Origin of the sequence: uncultured Bradyrhizobium sp., from assembly GCF_936928535.1 — a bacterium.
In the GTDB taxonomy this organism is placed as follows: Bacteria; Pseudomonadota; Alphaproteobacteria; order Rhizobiales; family Xanthobacteraceae; genus Bradyrhizobium.
On record NZ_CAKZHY010000103.1, the window covers coordinates 1 to 17,784 of the forward strand.

Annotated in this window: 16 protein-coding genes; 14 read left to right on the forward strand and 2 right to left on the reverse strand. The window is 58.6% G+C overall.

Features of this window, described 5'->3' with window-relative positions:
* Positions 1-1,990: 1,990 nt before the first annotated feature.
* Positions 1,991-2,134 (forward strand): hypothetical protein, encoded by a 144-nt coding sequence (locus Q0687_RS22305; protein WP_298881415.1) that lies wholly within the window; start codon positions 1,991-1,993, stop codon positions 2,132-2,134.
* Between the two features lie 70 nt (positions 2,135-2,204).
* Here the strand turns inward: Q0687_RS22305 and Q0687_RS22310 are convergent, their stop codons facing one another.
* Complete coding sequence (locus tag Q0687_RS22310) at positions 2,205-2,750, reverse strand: carboxymuconolactone decarboxylase family protein (RefSeq protein ID WP_298881497.1); 546 nt, start codon at positions 2,748-2,750, stop codon at positions 2,205-2,207.
* A 543-nt stretch (positions 2,751-3,293) separates the two neighbouring features.
* On the opposite strand from Q0687_RS22310, the gene Q0687_RS22315 reads away from it, so the two are divergent.
* The 13 genes from Q0687_RS22315 to Q0687_RS22375 all read left to right on the forward strand — a co-directional run bounded on the left by Q0687_RS22315 (position 3,294) and on the right by Q0687_RS22375 (position 16,207).
* Entirely contained in the window at positions 3,294-3,503 is a 210-nt protein-coding gene (locus Q0687_RS22315) for a formate dehydrogenase (RefSeq protein WP_298881417.1), read from the forward strand.
* Positions 3,504-3,521: 18 nt separating this feature from the next.
* On the forward strand, positions 3,522-6,464 hold the full coding sequence (locus Q0687_RS22320; RefSeq protein WP_298881498.1) for a molybdopterin-dependent oxidoreductase: 2,943 nt from the start codon (positions 3,522-3,524) through the stop codon (positions 6,462-6,464).
* An 11-nt stretch (positions 6,465-6,475) separates the two neighbouring features.
* The gene (gene fdh3B / locus Q0687_RS22325) at positions 6,476-7,078 is read left to right on the forward strand and encodes a formate dehydrogenase FDH3 subunit beta (RefSeq protein ID WP_298881418.1); all 603 of its coding nucleotides are present in this window, start codon (positions 6,476-6,478) and stop codon (positions 7,076-7,078) included.
* Positions 7,079-7,133: 55 nt separating this feature from the next.
* The gene (locus Q0687_RS22330; protein WP_298881420.1) at positions 7,134-8,126 is read left to right on the forward strand and encodes a formate dehydrogenase subunit gamma; all 993 of its coding nucleotides are present in this window, start codon (positions 7,134-7,136) and stop codon (positions 8,124-8,126) included.
* A gap of 140 nt (positions 8,127-8,266) precedes the next feature.
* Positions 8,267-10,264: a 4Fe-4S dicluster domain-containing protein gene (locus Q0687_RS22335; RefSeq protein WP_298881499.1), complete on the forward strand. Its 1,998-nt coding sequence runs from the start codon at positions 8,267-8,269 to the stop codon at positions 10,262-10,264.
* Positions 10,265-10,275: 11 nt separating this feature from the next.
* Positions 10,276-10,749 carry a DUF3305 domain-containing protein gene (locus Q0687_RS22340; protein ID WP_298881423.1) on the forward strand — a complete coding sequence of 158 codons (474 nt, stop codon included), beginning with the start codon at positions 10,276-10,278 and terminating at the stop codon, positions 10,747-10,749.
* Positions 10,746-11,360, forward strand: a complete 615-nt coding sequence (locus tag Q0687_RS22345; protein WP_298881426.1) for a DUF3306 domain-containing protein — start codon at positions 10,746-10,748, stop codon at positions 11,358-11,360. Before Q0687_RS22340 ends, Q0687_RS22345 begins: the two co-directional genes overlap by 4 nt.
* A gap of 67 nt (positions 11,361-11,427) precedes the next feature.
* Positions 11,428-12,054, forward strand: a complete 627-nt coding sequence (locus Q0687_RS22350; protein ID WP_298881429.1) for a molecular chaperone TorD family protein — start codon at positions 11,428-11,430, stop codon at positions 12,052-12,054.
* A 441-nt stretch (positions 12,055-12,495) separates the two neighbouring features.
* Positions 12,496-12,960 carry a hypothetical protein gene (locus Q0687_RS22355; RefSeq protein WP_298881432.1) on the forward strand — a complete coding sequence of 155 codons (465 nt, stop codon included), beginning with the start codon at positions 12,496-12,498 and terminating at the stop codon, positions 12,958-12,960.
* 73 nt (positions 12,961-13,033) lie between these two features.
* Positions 13,034-13,990 (forward strand): AraC family transcriptional regulator, encoded by a 957-nt coding sequence (locus Q0687_RS22360; RefSeq protein ID WP_298881435.1) that lies wholly within the window; start codon positions 13,034-13,036, stop codon positions 13,988-13,990.
* A 129-nt stretch (positions 13,991-14,119) separates the two neighbouring features.
* Complete coding sequence (locus Q0687_RS22365) at positions 14,120-14,863, forward strand: nitroreductase family protein (RefSeq protein ID WP_298881438.1); 744 nt, start codon at positions 14,120-14,122, stop codon at positions 14,861-14,863.
* A gap of 34 nt (positions 14,864-14,897) precedes the next feature.
* Positions 14,898-15,443, forward strand: coding sequence for a peroxidase-related enzyme (locus Q0687_RS22370; protein ID WP_298881441.1), 546 nt, complete (start codon positions 14,898-14,900; stop codon positions 15,441-15,443).
* Positions 15,444-15,487: 44 nt separating this feature from the next.
* Positions 15,488-16,207 carry an NAD(P)H-dependent oxidoreductase gene (locus Q0687_RS22375; protein ID WP_298881444.1) on the forward strand — a complete coding sequence of 240 codons (720 nt, stop codon included), beginning with the start codon at positions 15,488-15,490 and terminating at the stop codon, positions 16,205-16,207.
* Between the two features lie 402 nt (positions 16,208-16,609).
* Here the strand turns inward: Q0687_RS22375 and Q0687_RS22380 are convergent, their stop codons facing one another.
* Positions 16,610-17,287 carry a hypothetical protein gene (locus Q0687_RS22380; protein WP_298881446.1) on the reverse strand — a complete coding sequence of 226 codons (678 nt, stop codon included), beginning with the start codon at positions 17,285-17,287 and terminating at the stop codon, positions 16,610-16,612.
* Between the last annotated feature and the right edge of the window lie 497 nt (positions 17,288-17,784).

Here is a 17,784-nt window from a genome sequence, read left to right on the forward strand (position 1 = left end):
GCTTCTTCGCACATCTAATCTAACGTCGAACCGAGGGTGCCGGCTTAGCGCTTACCTAAATGCGCTGCGCAGCTGCGCAGCTCAGCGGCGCTGTTGCGTCGTGCCAACGACGGCGAGCGTAGATGATGCGCTCAGGCTCCCAGGACAGCATCCGTCTGGACAGCCGTCCCCACCTCGATGCGGGCATCGCCGACCGCGCTATTAGCTGCCCCCGCACCACGTAGACCAGCTCGTCCTCGCGCGAGTCGGTGGGGACTTCGCCGACCGGATGCCGAACCAAATAAGAGAGCGAAGAAAGTCGCGATTTTGCAAATTGGGCAGGACGCCTACAGAAACATTTAGACAATCCGCACTCAGATCTGGTGGCAGTGACTAAGCTGTGGTGATCCCCAAGTGACAATTTGGATCTTTGGATACGTGGACCCTTCTCCGATTTCCTAATTCGGGGGCAGCCGGGATCTAGTCTGCCGCTTCAGCAAAGCGTTCCATCCGTATCGCTCTTGCCGGATGGCTGGAGGATTAGGTAAGCGACGACAACTTGGTCCATGTGGTCAATGCGTTCGCTGAAACGCGCGGCCGGAACGATTGTCGGCCAAGGTTGGTTTCGTCCGTTTGCGCACAGCCAAAACTCAATACGGAAGTGGTCGGCATTAAGGGGGAATGCCTTAAACCTTCGTATCGTTATGTAACACCATTCAGATGACGCGACGACTAAACGTTCAATTGAGTTGGTCATCGCAACCGTCCTAGCATGCATACATTGGAAAAGCGCATGGCCTCATGAAGTGCGATCGTGAAAAAAGGATGATCGACGAACAGCTGCGATAAAGCCCAGAGGAGACTACAATGCCCAACTGGTCCGAAAGTCTTAGATCCTGCAGTGCCGCGCGATGCGCAGTTTGTGATGGCAAGTTTGGTCTCGTGCGGCACTACTCGTGGCGAACACCTCTTTGTTCCAAGAAGTGCGTCGATCGTTTCAGAGCTCGCAGGGAAAGTGATCGGAATTGGGTGGGTTGGTTCCAGATCACCTTCAACCAGCTGCCAGAGAACCGCGCGAGGGCCTCGTGATGGTCCAGATCTCACAACGAGGCAAGGCATATTTAGAGACAGCATGGACTTGGCTCCGCGCAGCCCAAACCATGACCGACTCAGCGATCGCTAGTCACCTTAAGATCCTTGCCGATGATTACGAGCGGCGAGCTAAGAAAGGGTCGCATGGTCAGCTCGCACTCGGAGCCTCGCGTGACGCGAGCTGCAATTTCGGAGCGAGCGGATCGGACACGGTATCGATGCGAGCCCAATGCCTTTCGGACAGATTGTCGTCTGCGATTTAATGGCCGGCCAGCCGTGTCGGTCTTGCGGGCCCTCTGCAACTAGTTTCGTGGAAGCGGCGGTAAGCGTTGCGGTTAGAAACCTGGCAAAGTCGATTTGATTAGACATGGTTTCTTATCAGGTTATGGGCACGAAAAACCCGCGTGATGCGGCGGCTCGTGAAAGTTCGTGCCGCTTGTGCGTGCGGGGCCGCTCCTTAAGTCAACACCCGTGTTCCTTGGAGGTGATCCGATGCGTCCCTTTTTGAGCTTAGGCTTTCTCATTGCCCTGTGTTCCTCGGCAAATGCCGCGACGGACCACTACCAACACCGTAAACACCCCGTTACTCGTCCCGATTATCCCGTCGTGATCATGAGCCCGGTTCCATATGGTGCCTATGCCGGGGCCCTATGGTGCGCACGCCGGGCCTCGTTCACCGGTCTACTTCCACGACCAGCCGGATCCTCTGGTGGATAGTCCCTACAAGAACTGGGGAGGCTAAAGCATCCCTTCAGCCGGTGGCGCAAGAACCATAATATCTGGCTGAAATTCCTTCGCAGTGATCGCGACCGCTCGATGCTCCGTTTGTCCGTACAGCATTCAGAAAGCTCGTCCGGGTGCTTGCTGATTGGATCGTGCTTGCCCAAACGACAACTCATAAGGTTTGGCGACAAACCTTATGAGTCTGGCCGCGCTGATAGAGGCGATGTTCTCCGCACCGTTCGAGCGACGTGATGCCGATCGACACGTCGCGGCTGCCTTCTACGACTTCGTCATCTCGCCCGAACTCGGTCGGTCTGGCATCTTCGCTACGTTTGTCTAACACCAAGTCGCAGAGATCGTCGAGACAATGGCTTCCTTAGTCCTCCCCTCTTTAAGGAGGGCACGTCGCGCTAGGTTGCCTTGGCAGGATTGACCTCGGGAAAATCGATCGGGGTCTGCGCCGCATTGTTCATGAAGTTGGTCAACAGGAACTGGGCAGTCAGTGCTATCATCTCGACGATGTTGGCGTCTGTCCATCCCGCGTCCCTGACCGCCGCAAACTGGGCGTCGGAAACTTTGCCCCGCGTCTCGATGAGCGCTTTCGCGAAGGCGATCGCAGCCTGGCGCTTAGTGTCGCTCGAGCGGCCCTCCCTGTTCAGCTCGATTTCATCCGCCGAGATTTTGGCCAGGTTGCCCGCGGTAAAGCTGTGCGCGGCCAGGCAGTAGTCACACCCGTCCGCCTCCGACACCGCCAGCGCGATTCCGTCTCTCGTCTTGACGTCCAACGTCTTTGAAAGCGATTTCATCAGGTTAGCCCAACCGGAGAGCGCGTTAGGGCTGATGGACATGAGGCGATGCAGGTTGGGCACGAAGCCCAGCACCTTGTCGACGTTGTCGAGGATCGGCTTGGATTCAGCGGGGGCCTCCTCGCGCTTCGGAATGACAATACGGGGCATTTGATCCTCTGCTGTAGACCGCAAACGATTATTCGGGTTGGAGACAATGTAGGCCGTGACGCCGACCGTCTCGGTCAGTAGTGGCCAATGAACAGTCTCGAAGACTAGCTCGCGCCGCGCCGCGGCGATCATGCTTCTTCATCATGCAATCGATGACAGCAGGTTATCGGCTGAGCATGTCGACAGCCCCGAATACAGGGATGTTGTCGACGAAGTGTTGGCATGGCGACGTCGGTAGTCGTCCTCGGTATCTTTGAGTTATTCGTGCGGGTTATGACTGCACCGGCAAACCTGCGGTGACGCTTCGTCAAAGACGCTTACCGCACGCACAGCGCCTTGGACGATGATACCCATGAATTATCGAATGTATGTCTAAAGGGAATTTCCAGTTTCGCCTACTGCATCCGATCCTAAGGTCCAACGGGCTGGCCGAACGGGCGGTCGCCTTGACGTCGATTGAAGCGATTGCGCCGAGCCGCTATCCAGCGCGCGATCTCAATGAGGTTATGCGTGGCAGCGAGATTTTCGTCGGAAACGTGCTCGATGAAAGATTATCTCAAGGGAACGATCATTCGGCGCGACCTGTTTCGTTACGCCCTCGCCGGCACCGGCTTGGCGTTGATCGGGTCTCCACTATCGAAAGAGGCTTTGGCGCACCCCGTTGATCTCAAAAACAAGCGACGGTCTCGTTATCAGGGAGACTCACCGGAGGTCCGTAACTTCTATCGCGTCAATAGCTATCCTGACCGATGAGGGAACGACGCTGTGTTGATGAAGAAGTCAGAAGAACGTTCTGAAAGTAGGCTTGATGGCGACACGTCAATATCAAGCGTGGAACTGCAGCGTCGTGATTTCCTCAAGCGATCAGGCCTCGCTGTTGGAGCATTGGCCGCACTCGGTTCCCTTCCGCTCGACGGCATACGCAAGGCGCAGGCCGGTCCGCCGCCCGCGCGGGGCGCAACCGTTGTAACGCGAAAAAACGTCTGTACGCACTGTTCGGTCGGATGCTCGGTGATCGCCAAGGTCTCGAACGGCGTCTGGATCGGGCAGGAGCCAGACTATGACAGTCCAATCAATCGTGGCTCGCATTGCTGCAAGGGAGCCGCAGTCCGCGACGACGTCTTGAGCGAGCGCCGCCTGCGTTATCCCGTGAAGCTCGTCGGTGGCCAGTGGATCCGCATCTCCTGGGAAACGGCCGTCAACGAGATTGGCGACAAGCTACTTGAGATCAGACAGAAGTCTGGGCCCGATTCCGTCTATTGGCTTGGTTCAGCCAAGTTCACCAACGAGGCCGCTTATCTTAACCGCAAGTTAGCGGCTTTTTGGGGAACCAACAATTCCGATCATCAGGCCCGTATTTGCCACTCCACCACCGTCACCGGCGTAGCCAATACCTGGGGCTATGGCGCAATGACGAACAGTTACAACGATATCCGCAACTCCAAGACGATTTTGTTGATGGGCGGGAATCCCGCCGAGGCGCATCCGGTTTCCTTGCAACACATACTGGAGGGCAAGGAGCTCAACCGCGCCAATATGATCGTGGTGGACCCGCGGCTGACGCGGACGGCCGCGCATGCGACCGAATATGTTAGGGTTCGGCCTGGGACGCACATCGCCACGATCTATGGGATGCTGTGGCATATTTTCGAGAACGGCTGGGAGGACAAGGAATTCCTGAGTCAGCGGGTTTACGGCGTCGACGAGATCCGCGAACAGGCTGCGAAGTGGAATCCAAGAGAAGTCGAACGAGTCACCGGACTGCCCGAGGCGCAGGTCAGACGCATCGCCGAGCTGTTCGCCAAGGAGAAGCCTGCAACACTGATCTGGGCAATGGGGCAGACGCAGTTCACGACCGGAACCGCCAACGTCCGCGCAAGCTGTATTCTACTGCTTGTCACGGGCAACGTCGGTCAGCCAGGCACGGGCGCCAATATCTTTCGGGGTCACACCAATGTGCAGGGCGCGACCGATCTGGGCCTCGATGTCACGTCGCTGCCGCTCTACTATGGTCTAACCGAAGAAGCCTGGCGCCATTGGTGCCGGGTGTGGGAAGTCGATTATAACTGGATGGAATCCCGTTTTCCCAACAAACTGCTGATGGAAACACCGGGTATTCCAAGCACGCGCTGGTTCGACGCGACCTTGCTCCCGAAGGATCAGATCAGTCAGCCCAACTCCGTGCAAGCCATGTTCGTCATGGGACATGGCGTCAACACGATCACCAGGATGCCGGAAGCGGTGCGCGGGATGGAAAAGCTCGAGCTCTTGGTGGTGTGCGATCCCTATCCTACTGCGTGGTCGGTGTTGTCGGAACGAACGAACGGTACCTATCTCCTTCCCGCCTGCACTAGCTTTGAAATGGATGGCTCGCGCACGGCATCAAATCGTTCGCTGCAGTGGGGCGAGAAATTCGTCGAGCCGGTTTTCGAATCGAAGAACGATTACGACACGATGTACATGTTCGCGCGCAAGTTCGGCTTTGCGGACTTGATGTTCAAGAACATCAAAGTCGAACATGGGGCGGTCTCAGCGGAGGATATCTTGCGGGAGATCAACCGTGGCGGATGGTCGACGGGCTACTGCGGACAGTCTCCGGAGCGACTCAAAGCGCACATGCGAAACCAGGCGAAGTTCGACCTGGTGACAATGCGCGCACCAAAGGATGACCCGGAAGTTGGAGGGGACTATTACGGATTGCCCTGGCCATGCTGGGGAACACCGGAGTTCAGGCATCCGGGAACGGCGATCCTCTACGACACCAGCCTTCCGGTCAAAGATGGCGGCGGCACATTCCGCGCCCGATTTGGCGTCGAGCGGATCGCCAAGCGCAAGGTGATCGAGAACGGGTTGGAGGTCGAACGGGAGGAGCACGACAACCTGCTTGCCGAAGGCTCTTATTCCGCCGGCTCCGAAATCAAGGACGGATATCCGGAGTTCACGCTCGGTGTGCTGAAGAAGCTCGGTTGGGACAAGGACCTGACACCCCAGGAAATGGAAGTGATCCGGCGCATCAATCCCACCAAGCCGGATGCGGTGTCGTGGTCGATCGATCTTTCCGGCGGAATCCAGCGCGTGGCGATCGAGCATGGCTGCTCGCCTTATGGCAACGGTAAGGCACGCATGATCGCCTGGAATCTTCCCGATCCCGTTCCGGTGCATCGGGAGCCAATCTACACGCCTCGACCGGATCTCGTCGCAGATTACCCGACGTTGCCTGACGCCAAGCAGTTCCGCGTGCCGAACATCGGATTTTCCGTGCAGAAGGCCGCCGTGGATCGTGGCATCTCGAAGCAGTTTCCACTGATCCTGAGCTCCGGTCGGCTGGTAGAATACGAGGGCGGCGGCGAGGAAACCCGCTCCAACAAATGGCTCGCCGAATTGAAGCAGCACATGTACGTCGAGATAAATCCGGCGGATGCAGCAGAGCGCGCCATCAAGGACGGCGGCTGGGTATGGGTAACTGGCGCCGAGAATGGCTCGCGCGCCCGGATGAAAGCGCTGGTGACCGAACGCGTCGGCAAGGGCGTTGCCTGGATGCCCTTTCATTTCGCTGGCTGGTTCGAGGGTGCCGACCTGCGCGCCAAATATCCGAAGGGCGCTGACCCGATCGTGCTCGGAGAGAGCGTCAATACGCTGACTACCTATGGATACGATCCTGCGACGGGGATGCAGGAGCCGAAGGCCACCCTTTGCCAGATCATCGCCGCTTGAAAGGAAACTCGATGGCACGCATGAAATTTCTGTGTGACGCGGATCGATGCATCGATTGCAATGCCTGCGTCACCGCCTGCAAGAGCGAGAATGAAGTCCCCTGGGGCATCAATCGTCGACGGGTGGTCACTATTAATGATGGCAAGCCCGGGGAGCGTTCGGTATCGATGGCATGCATGCATTGCACCGACGCCCCCTGTGCGACGGTGTGTCCGGTGCAATGCATCTACCCGACTGACGATGGCATTGTCCTCCACAACAAGGACCAATGTATCGGTTGCGGTTACTGCTTCTATGCCTGCCCATTCGGCGCTCCGCAGTATCCGCAGGTCGGTAATTTCGGCACGCGTGGAAAAATGGACAAGTGCACGTACTGCGCCGGCGGCGGAGGGTCTGAGTCACCTGGCAGCCCCGAAGAGTACAAGAAATACGGATCGAACCGGTTTGGTGAAGGCAAATTGCCGCTTTGCGCCGAAATGTGCTCGACAAAATCGCTGCTGGCCGGAGACGGCGATATCATCGCGCAACTCTATGAAGAGCGTGTCAACAAGCGCGGATACGGCTCAGGTGCTTGGGGCTGGGAGACAGCCTATCACGAGGATGTCAAGACCTGAACGATCGATCAATGCGACCCACGCGAGAAACGCGAGGACTAACAAGGTTATTGTCATGTCGTTGTTCGCACGCATTCGCCTCGTAACGTTCGTCCTGTTGATGCTCGGCATTGTCGCTGCGCCTGTATGCGGCCAAAAGCTCGGGCCGGACGGTGCTCCAAACCCGGATGCCAGTGTCGTCAACCAGCGCACATTGCTCGAACAGGCGCCTCGTGTTGAGGGCCGCATCGATATTCCCGATGTCAAAGCCAGCGTGCTGATGCAGCCCGCGGGACGAACATGGGAGTATTTCCATGAAGTCCTGCTGCATTGGGGGGGCGCGATCGTGATCTTGGGAATGGGTGCGCTACTGGCGCTTGCTTATCTGATCCTGGGCCGCATTCGCATTGCGGCGGGTCGTTCCGGACAGAAAGTTCTCCGGTTCAGGGCGTTTGAACGCTTTTCACATTGGCTGACTGCGGCTTCCTTCGTCATTCTAGGTTTGACGGGCTTGAACATTACCTTTGGCAAGATCTTGCTGATGCCGATCGTAGGCCCGGAGATCTTCTCCGATGTCTCCCAGATCGCCAAATACCTGCATAATTTCACCAGCTTCGCTTTCATGATCGGGCTGGTCCTGATCATGGTGATCTTCTTTCGTGACAATCTGCCGGCAAGGGTTGATGTCGAGTGGGTCAAGCAGGGCGGCGGCTTCACCGAATCTAGGCACGCGCCCGCGGGACGGTTCAATCTCGGCGAGAAGATGGTGTATTGGCTGTCCGTTACAGCCGGCCTCGCCCTCTCAGTGTCCGGTTTCATGTTGCTCTTTCCATTTTACCGCACCAACGTTGCTGACATACAGCTTGCGCAGGTGGCTCACGCGGTCATCGCTGTTCTGTTCATCGCGCTGATTTTGGCCCACATCTATATCGGCACGCTCGGGATGGAAGGCGCGTTCGAAGCGATGGGAACGGGTGAGGTCGATCTCAATTGGGCGCGCGAACATCATGATCACTGGCTCGCCGAGGGCCTAGGAAGAGAGACAAACCGCGGCGCCCCAGCCGAGTGAGTGCGGGGGATGGCATTCGAGTTGACCAAATCACTTCTCGAGTTCCCGCCGTTGCCGCCAGGCAATCAACGAGGATGCAAGTCATGGTGACCTCTGAGGATCGCGTCCGGCACCTCCTGATCTGCTCCTGCGAGAACACGATGCCGCTCGACGCGGCTGCCATCCGCCGCGGCTGCCACCACGGCACGACGTCGACAACGCGGCTCTGCAGTGCAGAGATAGATCGCTTCAAGGAGGTCGCATCTGAGGACCGTCCGCTGACCGTTGGATGTACACAGCAGGCGAGATTGTTCACCGATATTGCTGCGGAACTCGACCGAAAGAGCTCGATACAGTTTGCAAATATCCGCGAGAGCGCTGGCTGGTCCAGCGAGGCGGACGCCGCCGGCCCGAAGATGGCGGCACTGCTGGCACTGGCAGCCGAACCGGTGCCGGTAGCACCGTTAGTCGAGCTGAAAAGCGATGGCGTCATTCTCATCTACGGTCGCGACGAGGCGGCGATCGAGGCCGGAAATCTGTTGAAGGATCATCTCGACGTCACGGTGCTGGTCGAGCCGCCGGGAGCTATTGCTCCAACGCGCAGCCCCCTCTTTCCGGTGGCCAAAGGCAAGGTCACGAGCGCCAAGGGACATTTTGGCGCATTCCAGCTCATGGTCGACGATTTCGCGGAGGCCGCGCCATCCTGGCGCCGAACAATGACCTTTGCCCCCTCTCGCAATAATACCCGCTCGACTTGCGATATCATCCTTGATTTGACCGGTGGCACTCCGCTGTTTGCGGCAGCCGACCTTCGCGAAGGCTATTTGCGCGCGGATCCCGGCAATCGAGCGGCCGTACTGCAAGCCGCGCTGAGGGCGCGCGATCTTGTCGGCAGCTTTGAGAAGCCCCGCTACATCAATTTCGAAGCCAGGCTGTGCGCACACTCGCGTTCACAACGAACCGGCTGTACACGGTGTCTCAATCTCTGTCCGGCGGGGGCGATCACGCCGTCGGGAGACCACGTGGCAATCGACGCAGACATTTGCGCGGGCTGCGGCCAATGCGCTGCCGCCTGCCCGACGGGCGCGGCATCGTATGCGCTTCCGTCGGAGGACGCGCTTGTCCGTCGGCTGCGCGCGATGATGATTGCTTATCGGCAGGCCGGCGGCGAGCGGGCCATTATACTCGTACATGATGAGGCGCACGGCTCACCGCTGATCAACGCGTTGTCGCGGTTCGGCGATGGGCTGCCGGCCAATGTGCTGCCGTTCGCGGTGAACGAGACGACGCAGATCGGACTGGAAATGATCGCGTCCGCTTTCGCCTACGGTGCATCAGCGGTGCGGTTCCTGTTGCGGGCAAAACCGTGCCATGACGTCTCGGGATTAACGCGGACAATGGTCCTCGCAGATATGACCCTCGCCGGGCTTGGATTCGGCGCGAGCCGGGTCGCGACGATCGAAACAGATGACCCGGACGTTCTGCTCGACATGCTTCGCGAGATCCCGTCTCTCCCGGCGGCGCCCCAGCCAGCGAGCTTTCTCGCGATCGGAACAAAGCGGGACGTGCTGCGTCAGGCGTTTTTCGCACTGCACCGTATGGCCCCGGCTCCGGCCGATATCGTTGCCTTGCCTGCCGGAGCACCCGTGGGTGCCGTCGAAATCGAAGCCGCGGGTTGCACGCTGTGCCTGTCCTGTGTTTCGGCATGCCCGACAAGCGCCTTGCGTGACGACCCCGAACGGCCTGTGCTGCGATTTGTCGAGGATGCCTGTGTGCAATGCGGCCTGTGCCAGGCCACATGTCCGGAGCATGTCATCAAGCTGGTGCCGCGAATCAATTTCAACGCCGCGAAGATGCCTTCCCTTGTTATCAAGGAAGAAGAGCCGTTTTGCTGCATCCGGTGCGGCAAGCCATTCGGCGTCAGGAGCAGCATCGAGCGGATAGTGGCCAAACTCGATGGCAAGCACTGGATGTACGCCGGCTCGCCGCGAAGACTCGATGCCATCAAGATGTGCGGGGATTGCCGTGTTGCCTTCGTCGCTGAAGAGAGCTTTGAATCGTACGGTGTAACTGCGCCAACCGTTCGTACGACGAACGACTACCTCCGCGAACAGGAAGCGCAATCACCTGTCGATCGAGATCGAGGAGGTGCGAGTTGATATCGACTACAATGATGCGCATCCCGGTCGGAGTCGTGGTCGAGCGACGCAAGGCGAAGAGCGTCTGGGCCGACGTTCTCTGGCGTCCGGTCCTTGTGTTTACCGGAAGACTCGCGGCCACTGCCTGGACGCGGCTCGGCGACGACGACGAGAAGGCATTGTTCTACGCCGGTGCGGCGGTCGTCGAATTGCACCGCACCGAGACCACCAACTATCGCGACAATCTCGCCTCTGGCACGCCGAGCATATGGGTCAACATGCGTCCGACCGCATTGGACCCACCGTACGAATTGCTCGCCGTTACCGCTGACCCGGCCGAGGGCGAAGCCTTTAACGATGCGGGCAGCAACCTGGTCGAAGCTGTTCCGATGCCGTCATTCGTCGCTGAAATCGTCAACCGGTTTGTCGCCGACCATCACGTTGAACGTCCCTTTGTCAAACGAAGACGCGACCAAACTCGACCCGCAAAAGGGAGTGTTCGGTGAGTGAACGGGATAGGCCACTGCTGCGCTGGGCGCGGTTGAAGCAGGCTGCGAAAGCCGCCGAGCGAGCCGACGCAGATTTGGCCGGCTCCGATCCCCTGCCTGGATCGACAGCGAGCGAAGTGCCGTTTGATCCGACGAGCCTGCCTTCCATTGAATCAATTGCCGCGGATACGGACCTCGTTGCATTCCTGCGTGCTGGTGTGCCAGCGGAATTGACCCGGGCGGCCCTGCGAAGGGCTTGGGCGAGTGATCCCGCCATTCGGGATTTTATTGGGATTGCGGAGAACCAGTGGGATTTCAACGATCCAAATGGCATCCCTGGCTTCGGCCCACTGGCACCCGTGGAACGTGGCGTTGACGTTCTTGCCCAGATCTCGACCAGACTCCAGCAGCTGCCAGACACACTTGAGGATCTGATGGCCGTCTCCGAGACTCCGTCTTTGAACACTGAAAAGCAGGCATTCGATGGACAGATCGCAGGGAGCAATTCGCTTCTCGCTGGTCCTGGTGTTGTGCCGCTCGCAATATCGATTTCCGGAGAAAGCGGAAACTCACCTGCAGCGAAAACGAGCGGGAGGAGCCGACGGCATGGGAGTGCATTGCCGCGTTGACCCGTCCCGTTTCATCAGATCTAGGCGACCTGTTTTTTGCGGATTGGATGCGGCGGTGGAGACAACCTTGCCCAGACGCGGCATTTGCGAGATCGATACCGCGCGAGCGCGGGAATACGCGCTGCTGGCTACGCTACTCTCGCGCAGTCCCGACGCGCAACTCCTGTCTGGTTTGGTTGATCTGCGCGGTGATGCCAGCCCCATCGGCCAGGCGCATACGGCATTGGCCGAGGCAGCTCGGCAGTCCAGTCAGGAAAGCGGCGCGCGCGAATACTTTGATCTATTTTCCGGACTGAACGAGGACGCACTGTTGCCCTATGCCTCGCACTATCTGACAGACACCCTGTACGGTCGTCCGTTGGCTCGACTTCGTAACAAACTCCAGCTTCTTGGGATCATGAAGTCGGCTGATTGGACTGAACCGGAGGACCATGCCGGCTTCCTTTGCGAAATCATGTCAAATTTGGTGAGTGGCGATATTTCAGCGCTTCCAGGCACCGATCTAATCTTCTTTGAGGAGCACCTTGCGCCATGGATTGGGCGCTTCTTCGCGGATCTCCAAGCGACCAAATCCGCTGACTTCTATCAAGTTGTCGGCACGCTCGGGCGGACCTTCATCGAGATCGAAACCGAGGCATTTGAGCTCCCGCGCGAACGCGGACCCTCGTCCACCTTCTATCGTTACACGTCCTAGAGACAAAGCAGCCTGGAGTTATAGAAAATGCGCGCGTTTGCCCTTGCTTGTCTGGTGTTGGCTGCTATTGCTTCTGGCTCCGCCGCGATACTTTTGGGGCACATTCAACAGTCCGCTACAGCCGCGTTCGCGGAGCCGAGCGCAAGGGTTTAAGACTGCGGTCAGTTCGGCCATGTGGCCGCCTCTACCGAACATACCCCTGATTAACCCGGCCAAGGTGTCAATCGGCGTTCGACTGGGGCTCTAACTCATTTGTGGAACGGCCCGCGCTGCAAGATCTTTCTCTGGTTGAACAAGGGATGACGGTGCGGTCATATGTTCGGCCTGTAAACGCGGCGCCTGGCCGCTGGCCACGATGATATCCGCGGAAGCAATCGCCCAATCAATTTCTCTGCTCGAAGCGCAGTGAGTCAGGCGGTCTAATTGCTACCGGTTGCGGAAGTGACCGCAAAACTTGAAGCGCTGGACGTTGAAACGGCGGTCGTGAACGCAAGACTGCGCTCCAATCCCGTCGCCGAACCCGTGGCGTCATACCGTCATACACGCAATTCACCGAAAGAGCCCCGACCGTACGGCAGGCGAGCGACGCGCGATCCGGAAGCGCTGGGTCTATCATTATCACGGCTCCCCGCGCGATACGGACAAGATCCAGTTTCACCCCCGCACGAAGTAGTTCGGGAAGCGGATATCCGCCCTAACGGCAAGGCAATCCCGGTGCCTGCACTCCAACACGACTACTATGGCCGCGTGCTCACCATCAACCCCACTTTTGAAGACTGCGAGGTCGTTACCGAGCGCGTGTCCTTCCGCCCCGGCCAGAGCGAGGCGCCGCTGGCATCGGTGCGCTCTTCCCAATTCGCTGCAAACTCGCAGAGCTTTTTCAGCGTTTGTCGTCGATTTCCCTGAGGCGCCCGTCCTCGTAGCGCCGCGCTTCTTCCTTCCGATAGACTACGCGATCCGGCCAAGGTAGCGAGATCTTATGTCCCAAATCGATTGGCTTAGCCGTCTCCTGCAACTGATCCACATCACCGGCCAGCTCGAGGTCCGCTGCGCCTATGGTGCGCCGTGGCGTGTCACCTGGGGCCCGGCAGCGGCGAACGAGATCCCTTACCACGTCATAGTCAAGGGCCGGGCCATTTTAGAGAATCCGGAGACGAGAATGGCGCGGGAGCTGGTGAGCGGGGATATCGTGCTACTGCCTCATGGTGCGGCGCATGTGCTGCACGACGGTAGTGGGCAGACGCCAGTACGTACGCACGAAAGCGTAGGCTCCGCCGGATGGATGTTAAGCCAAAACGATGGGCAGGGCGAGCAACTGGATCTGATGTGTGGGCGATTTTTCATCGCACCACCCCATGATCGGCTGATCCGCAACTACATGCCCGCGGAACTGGTCGCACGGGCTATGAACAGCAATGGAGAAGACGGGACCGGCTCCGCTTCCAACCAACTGGCCAGCTTGGTGAAGCTCATGCGAATGGAGTCCGCCGGTGATAGAGCGGGAGGACGTGCTATTCTCGACGCACTTTCTTCAGCCCTTTTCACCCTGGTATTGCGCTCGGCGAGCGAAGCCGAGAAAGCGCCCGAAGGCCTCTTGGCCCTCGCCGGTCACCCGCGACTGGCTCCAGCCATTGCGGCGATGTTTGCCGATCCAGCGCGGTCTTGGAAACTGCCCGAATTGGCGGAGATGTGCGGCATGTCGCGCGCTACGTTCATGAGGCACTTTCAAGACAGGCTAGGTTGCTCCGCCCTCGACCTGTTGACCGATCTCCGCATGAGCCTGGCCTCCAACGAGTTGAAAAAACCTGCCATTAGCACCGAGGCTGTCGCCGAGGCAGTTGGGTATCAATCCGTTTCGGCATTCCGGCGTGTATTTGCCGAGAGAATGGGGATGACACCGGGGGAATGGCGCCGAGTGGCACACAAGGGTGAGTAGACCTACGGCTTGCGTCGGACGCGCGCCAGTTTGATCCTTTCGCGCATCGTATTGAGCTGATCCAGTCTCGAAGTTTTCATGACCAACCGTAAATTGGGCTCCGTAATCACTTGATGAAGGAGCCACCTAATGAACTGCATCGCCACGATCGCCGCCGAACCCGCGACCAGCGCAATCGCTGAGATCTTCCCGCAGCCCAAGACGGGCGGAAATACTCCCGGATCCCAACCTTCCCATTCGCCCGCCCAGCCGGTGCCGACGAACGTCGTCATTGAAACCATTCTAAGCCGCAGTGCCGCCAAGTACTACGACCCTACCGCCACTCTGCGCGACGATCAGATCCGCGAGTTGGTGCGGATCGGCACGTCCGCGCCGACATCCTTCCACCTGCAGAACTGGCGGTTCATCGCCGTCCGTACGCCCGAGGCCAAGGCTCGGCTCCATCCGATTGCCTGGAAACAGCCCGCGATCCTCGACGCTGCCGTTACCTTTATCATCATCGGGCAATTGGCCGATGCCAGCACCGTTCCCGATCGTCTGGCGTCTGTCGTGGAAGCCGGAATTATGCCGGCGCACCTAGTGCCGGATTGGGAAATCCCTGCGCGCGGACTGTATGACGATCAGCCCCAGCGGCAGCGCGATGAGGCGGTACGCTCCGCGACATTCGGCGCAGCGGCGATCATCTACGCGGCTCGCTCTTTGGGCTGGGGTTCGACGCCGATGATCGGCTTCGACGCCGAAGCCGTGCACCGCGAGTTCGGTCTGGCCGGAGACGAAGTGCCGGTCATGCTTCTGACCGTCGGGCCTGAGCGAGCAGGCAACTGGCCGCAGAAGCCACGCATGCCGGTGGCTGACGTGCTCGACTTTGCATAATTCCAAACCAACTCAAGAACTTATGGAGATTACGATGGCAAGAACTGTTGCTCTGAAGCAAGAACAGGTGCCGGTTGAATCGAAATCGACCCTTGATGCATTCACCAAGAACATCGGGTTCACCCCAAATATGATGGCAGCCTTCGCGCAGAGCCCAATCGCATTCAACTCCTGGGCCACCCTGCTCGGCTCCATGAGTAAAGCGCTCGACGTGAAGACACGCGACAGTATCGGACTCGCGGTCTCCGAGGTGAATGGTTGCAACTATTGTCTGGCAGTTCACAGCTTCACAGCCGAACACATGGCGAAGCTATCGGCCGATGACATCATTCTTGCCCGAAAGGGCCATGCCAACGACCCGAAGCGGGACGCCGCCGTCCAGTTCGCACGCAAAGTAATCGAGACGCGCGGGCACGTCAGTGATGCCGATCTGAAAGCGGTCCGGGAGGTTGGCTACACCGACGCGAACATCATCGAGATCGTAGCATTGGTGGCCATGTACACGCTGACGAACTTCTTCAACAACGTTTTTGATCACGAAAAGGACTTTCCGGCCGTCGCGCCGGCTGGCTCGATCTGAGCTTGGTCCGGTCGCAACCTCACGAAGCAATTGGAATCGATCGCATGAACATCCTCCATATTGATTGCAGTCCGCGTCAGGATTCGCACAGCCGCCAGCTTTCGGCGGCGATCGTCGAAAAGCTTCTCGAGGTTGCGCCCGGGGCGAGCATCACTCGGCGTGATTTAGGGACTGAACCCTTGCCTCACGCTGTGGCGGATTACGCGGACACGCTGACTTCGCTGGCCACGTTGGCGGCTCCGCTGAAGGGTGCTCTGGACGTTTCCGAAGCGCTTATTCAGGAAGTTGAGGAGGCCAATATGATTGTCATCGGAACTCCCATGCACAACTTCACCATTCCCTCGGTCCTCAAGTCCTGGATCGATCAAATTCTGCGCGTCGGTCGCACGATGAAGTCGACCCGCTCCGGAAAGGTGGGAATGCTCCGGGATCGTCCGGTTTTCATCGGAGTCGCTTCCGGTGCCGTCTTTTCTGGCGAGCGAGCCAATCAGCCCGATTTCCTCACGCCGTACCTGACGCTGGCGCTGAACTCCGTCGGGCTCAAAACCCTGCAATTCCTCCCGGTACAGGGCACCGCGTTTCTTGACGGGGACAAGGCCACATCAGCGAGGGACAACGCACTTGCGGCCATCGACCTTACGGTGATGGGCGAGCTTCGAGGCGTCCTCGATCGTCCTGCAGCGCTCTCGCGATGCCCTCCTGCTCTTGGGACGGTCGCAGCAGCAGTATTCAAGAGCGCGCCTATTGGCACGCGCACATCATAACCCTCCGGCCTCCGCCGGACTAAGAGCACGAGGTCCTTCAATGATTTTACCTGCCGATACGGCGCCGTCATCGGGCGGTTCTGATTTGTCGGCGATCGCTGCCGCCGACTTGGGCAGGCGACGCCCCGTCGACACGATCATCATTCACTAAAGCTGTAGCGCGCCTTCCGGTATCCTGCTCACTCGGCTGAGCTACGTTGCACCCAGTTCGACCCCGCGAATGCACCGTCGGTATTGCGACGCACGCAAATCTTTATACAAACTATCCTTGGTTGCACCTGTACGCACGGCTGTTAGGGTTATAGCATTGGTTCAGTTCTTTTCAATGAGGCGCGTCCGATGGCCAGCCCCGCGATCATCATTCTTTCCGACGGCACAGGCAACGCCGCGGCTCAGCCGACTTTAGCCATCAGTTCGTCCAAAAAGTACAGTCCTATAAATATCAATCGCTTCACAACTCGAGACCGCTCGACCGCTGGGAGACGGCAGCGAGAAGAACTTGATCTCTCGACCACCAATCTTCATCCGGTCAAACGGCTGGGTCCGGTCGATCGTACGATCATTGCGTCGACGTTCGCGGTAAGCACGGAGGCGAGCTGACTGCCCCATTGCCATAAGCGACCATTCAAGCGCTCTATCGCTCGTGAAGGCCAAAGCCTCTATTGTCGGGTGCTGCACCAAGACCTCAGCAAAATTTACACACTCGCCAGGTAAAGGCTCGATGATGTCGTCGTCGGCCGAACTGCATTCGCGGCCGATTTTCCTCCGGTAGGTTTGCAAGACATCCTTCATCCACAGACGACTACGCCTAAGATAGTCCCGTGCCGCTTCGCCAAACTCTTGTGCACTCGCTTCGTCATTCGGCAGCACCCTTCCCTGGTCCGCGGCAATTTTGTTTAGCCAGAGCCACATGTTGTTATGGCCAGAGCCATAGAAAAACTTGAAATCGAGTTTGTGTGCTCGGACGCCTTCGCATTGGGCATTGGAGAACCTGGGCGGCGGAGCCGTGCCGACAATTAGCAACCGGACGTTAGCAGGGATGGTTTCTGAGTTGTACGGGTGCTTTTCCGGATAAGACATTCTTGCCATCTTCCGTTGAACGAGCAGGCGCTAACGGCTACACCTTTAGTATAGCCAATAAGGAAATGCTCGAACCTTGTAGCGCAGGCCGACACTACCCACCGCTGCGCCTGATGCGACTGCGCATTGAGCTTCTTGTTATGCCGTCGGTGCCGCGACACATCCCAAACTCGATTCGCTGCCGCTGACCACGGATCCATGCGCCAGTCACCGCTGCCCGAGCGGTAGAATGTCGGACAGCTCCGCCGCTTGAAATCAGCTCGCGACTCACGCCAAATCCTGGTTCCTGGGGAATTTCATTACATGCATCAGCGCTTGCACGACCTTCCGCTCGAAAGGATTCTCATGGGAAGGGCACGACGAGAATGACCCTGCCTGTGGTCGCGGATGGGCTATGATCGGCACTGCGGGCAGGCTCGTCGGCCACTTCTACATCCACAATGGCGACGATTCAGCCTTCGTTTGCGAACGCGGCTGAGTTCTTCAACAGCCTGCTA

Bases quoted from the DNA above. Each gene is read 5' to 3' on its own strand.
- Q0687_RS22305 (WP_298881415.1), top strand. From the start codon at position 1,991: ATGAGTCTGGCCGCGCTGATAGAGGCGATGTTCTCCGCACCGTTCGAG.
- Q0687_RS22310 (WP_298881497.1), bottom strand. From the start codon at position 2,750: ATGCCCCGTATTGTCATTCCGAAGCGCGAGGAGGCCCCCGCTGAATCC.
- Q0687_RS22315 (WP_298881417.1), top strand. From the start codon at position 3,294: ATGAAAGATTATCTCAAGGGAACGATCATTCGGCGCGACCTGTTTCGT.
- Q0687_RS22320 (WP_298881498.1), top strand. From the start codon at position 3,522: ATGAAGAAGTCAGAAGAACGTTCTGAAAGTAGGCTTGATGGCGACACG.
- fdh3B (WP_298881418.1), top strand. From the start codon at position 6,476: ATGGCACGCATGAAATTTCTGTGTGACGCGGATCGATGCATCGATTGC.
- Q0687_RS22330 (WP_298881420.1), top strand. From the start codon at position 7,134: ATGTCGTTGTTCGCACGCATTCGCCTCGTAACGTTCGTCCTGTTGATG.
- Q0687_RS22335 (WP_298881499.1), top strand. From the start codon at position 8,267: ATGCCGCTCGACGCGGCTGCCATCCGCCGCGGCTGCCACCACGGCACG.
- Q0687_RS22340 (WP_298881423.1), top strand. From the start codon at position 10,276: ATGATGCGCATCCCGGTCGGAGTCGTGGTCGAGCGACGCAAGGCGAAG.
- Q0687_RS22360 (WP_298881435.1), top strand. From the start codon at position 13,034: ATGTCCCAAATCGATTGGCTTAGCCGTCTCCTGCAACTGATCCACATC.
- Q0687_RS22365 (WP_298881438.1), top strand. From the start codon at position 14,120: ATGAACTGCATCGCCACGATCGCCGCCGAACCCGCGACCAGCGCAATC.
- Q0687_RS22370 (WP_298881441.1), top strand. From the start codon at position 14,898: ATGGCAAGAACTGTTGCTCTGAAGCAAGAACAGGTGCCGGTTGAATCG.
- Q0687_RS22375 (WP_298881444.1), top strand. From the start codon at position 15,488: ATGAACATCCTCCATATTGATTGCAGTCCGCGTCAGGATTCGCACAGC.
- Q0687_RS22380 (WP_298881446.1), bottom strand. From the start codon at position 17,287: ATGTCTTATCCGGAAAAGCACCCGTACAACTCAGAAACCATCCCTGCT.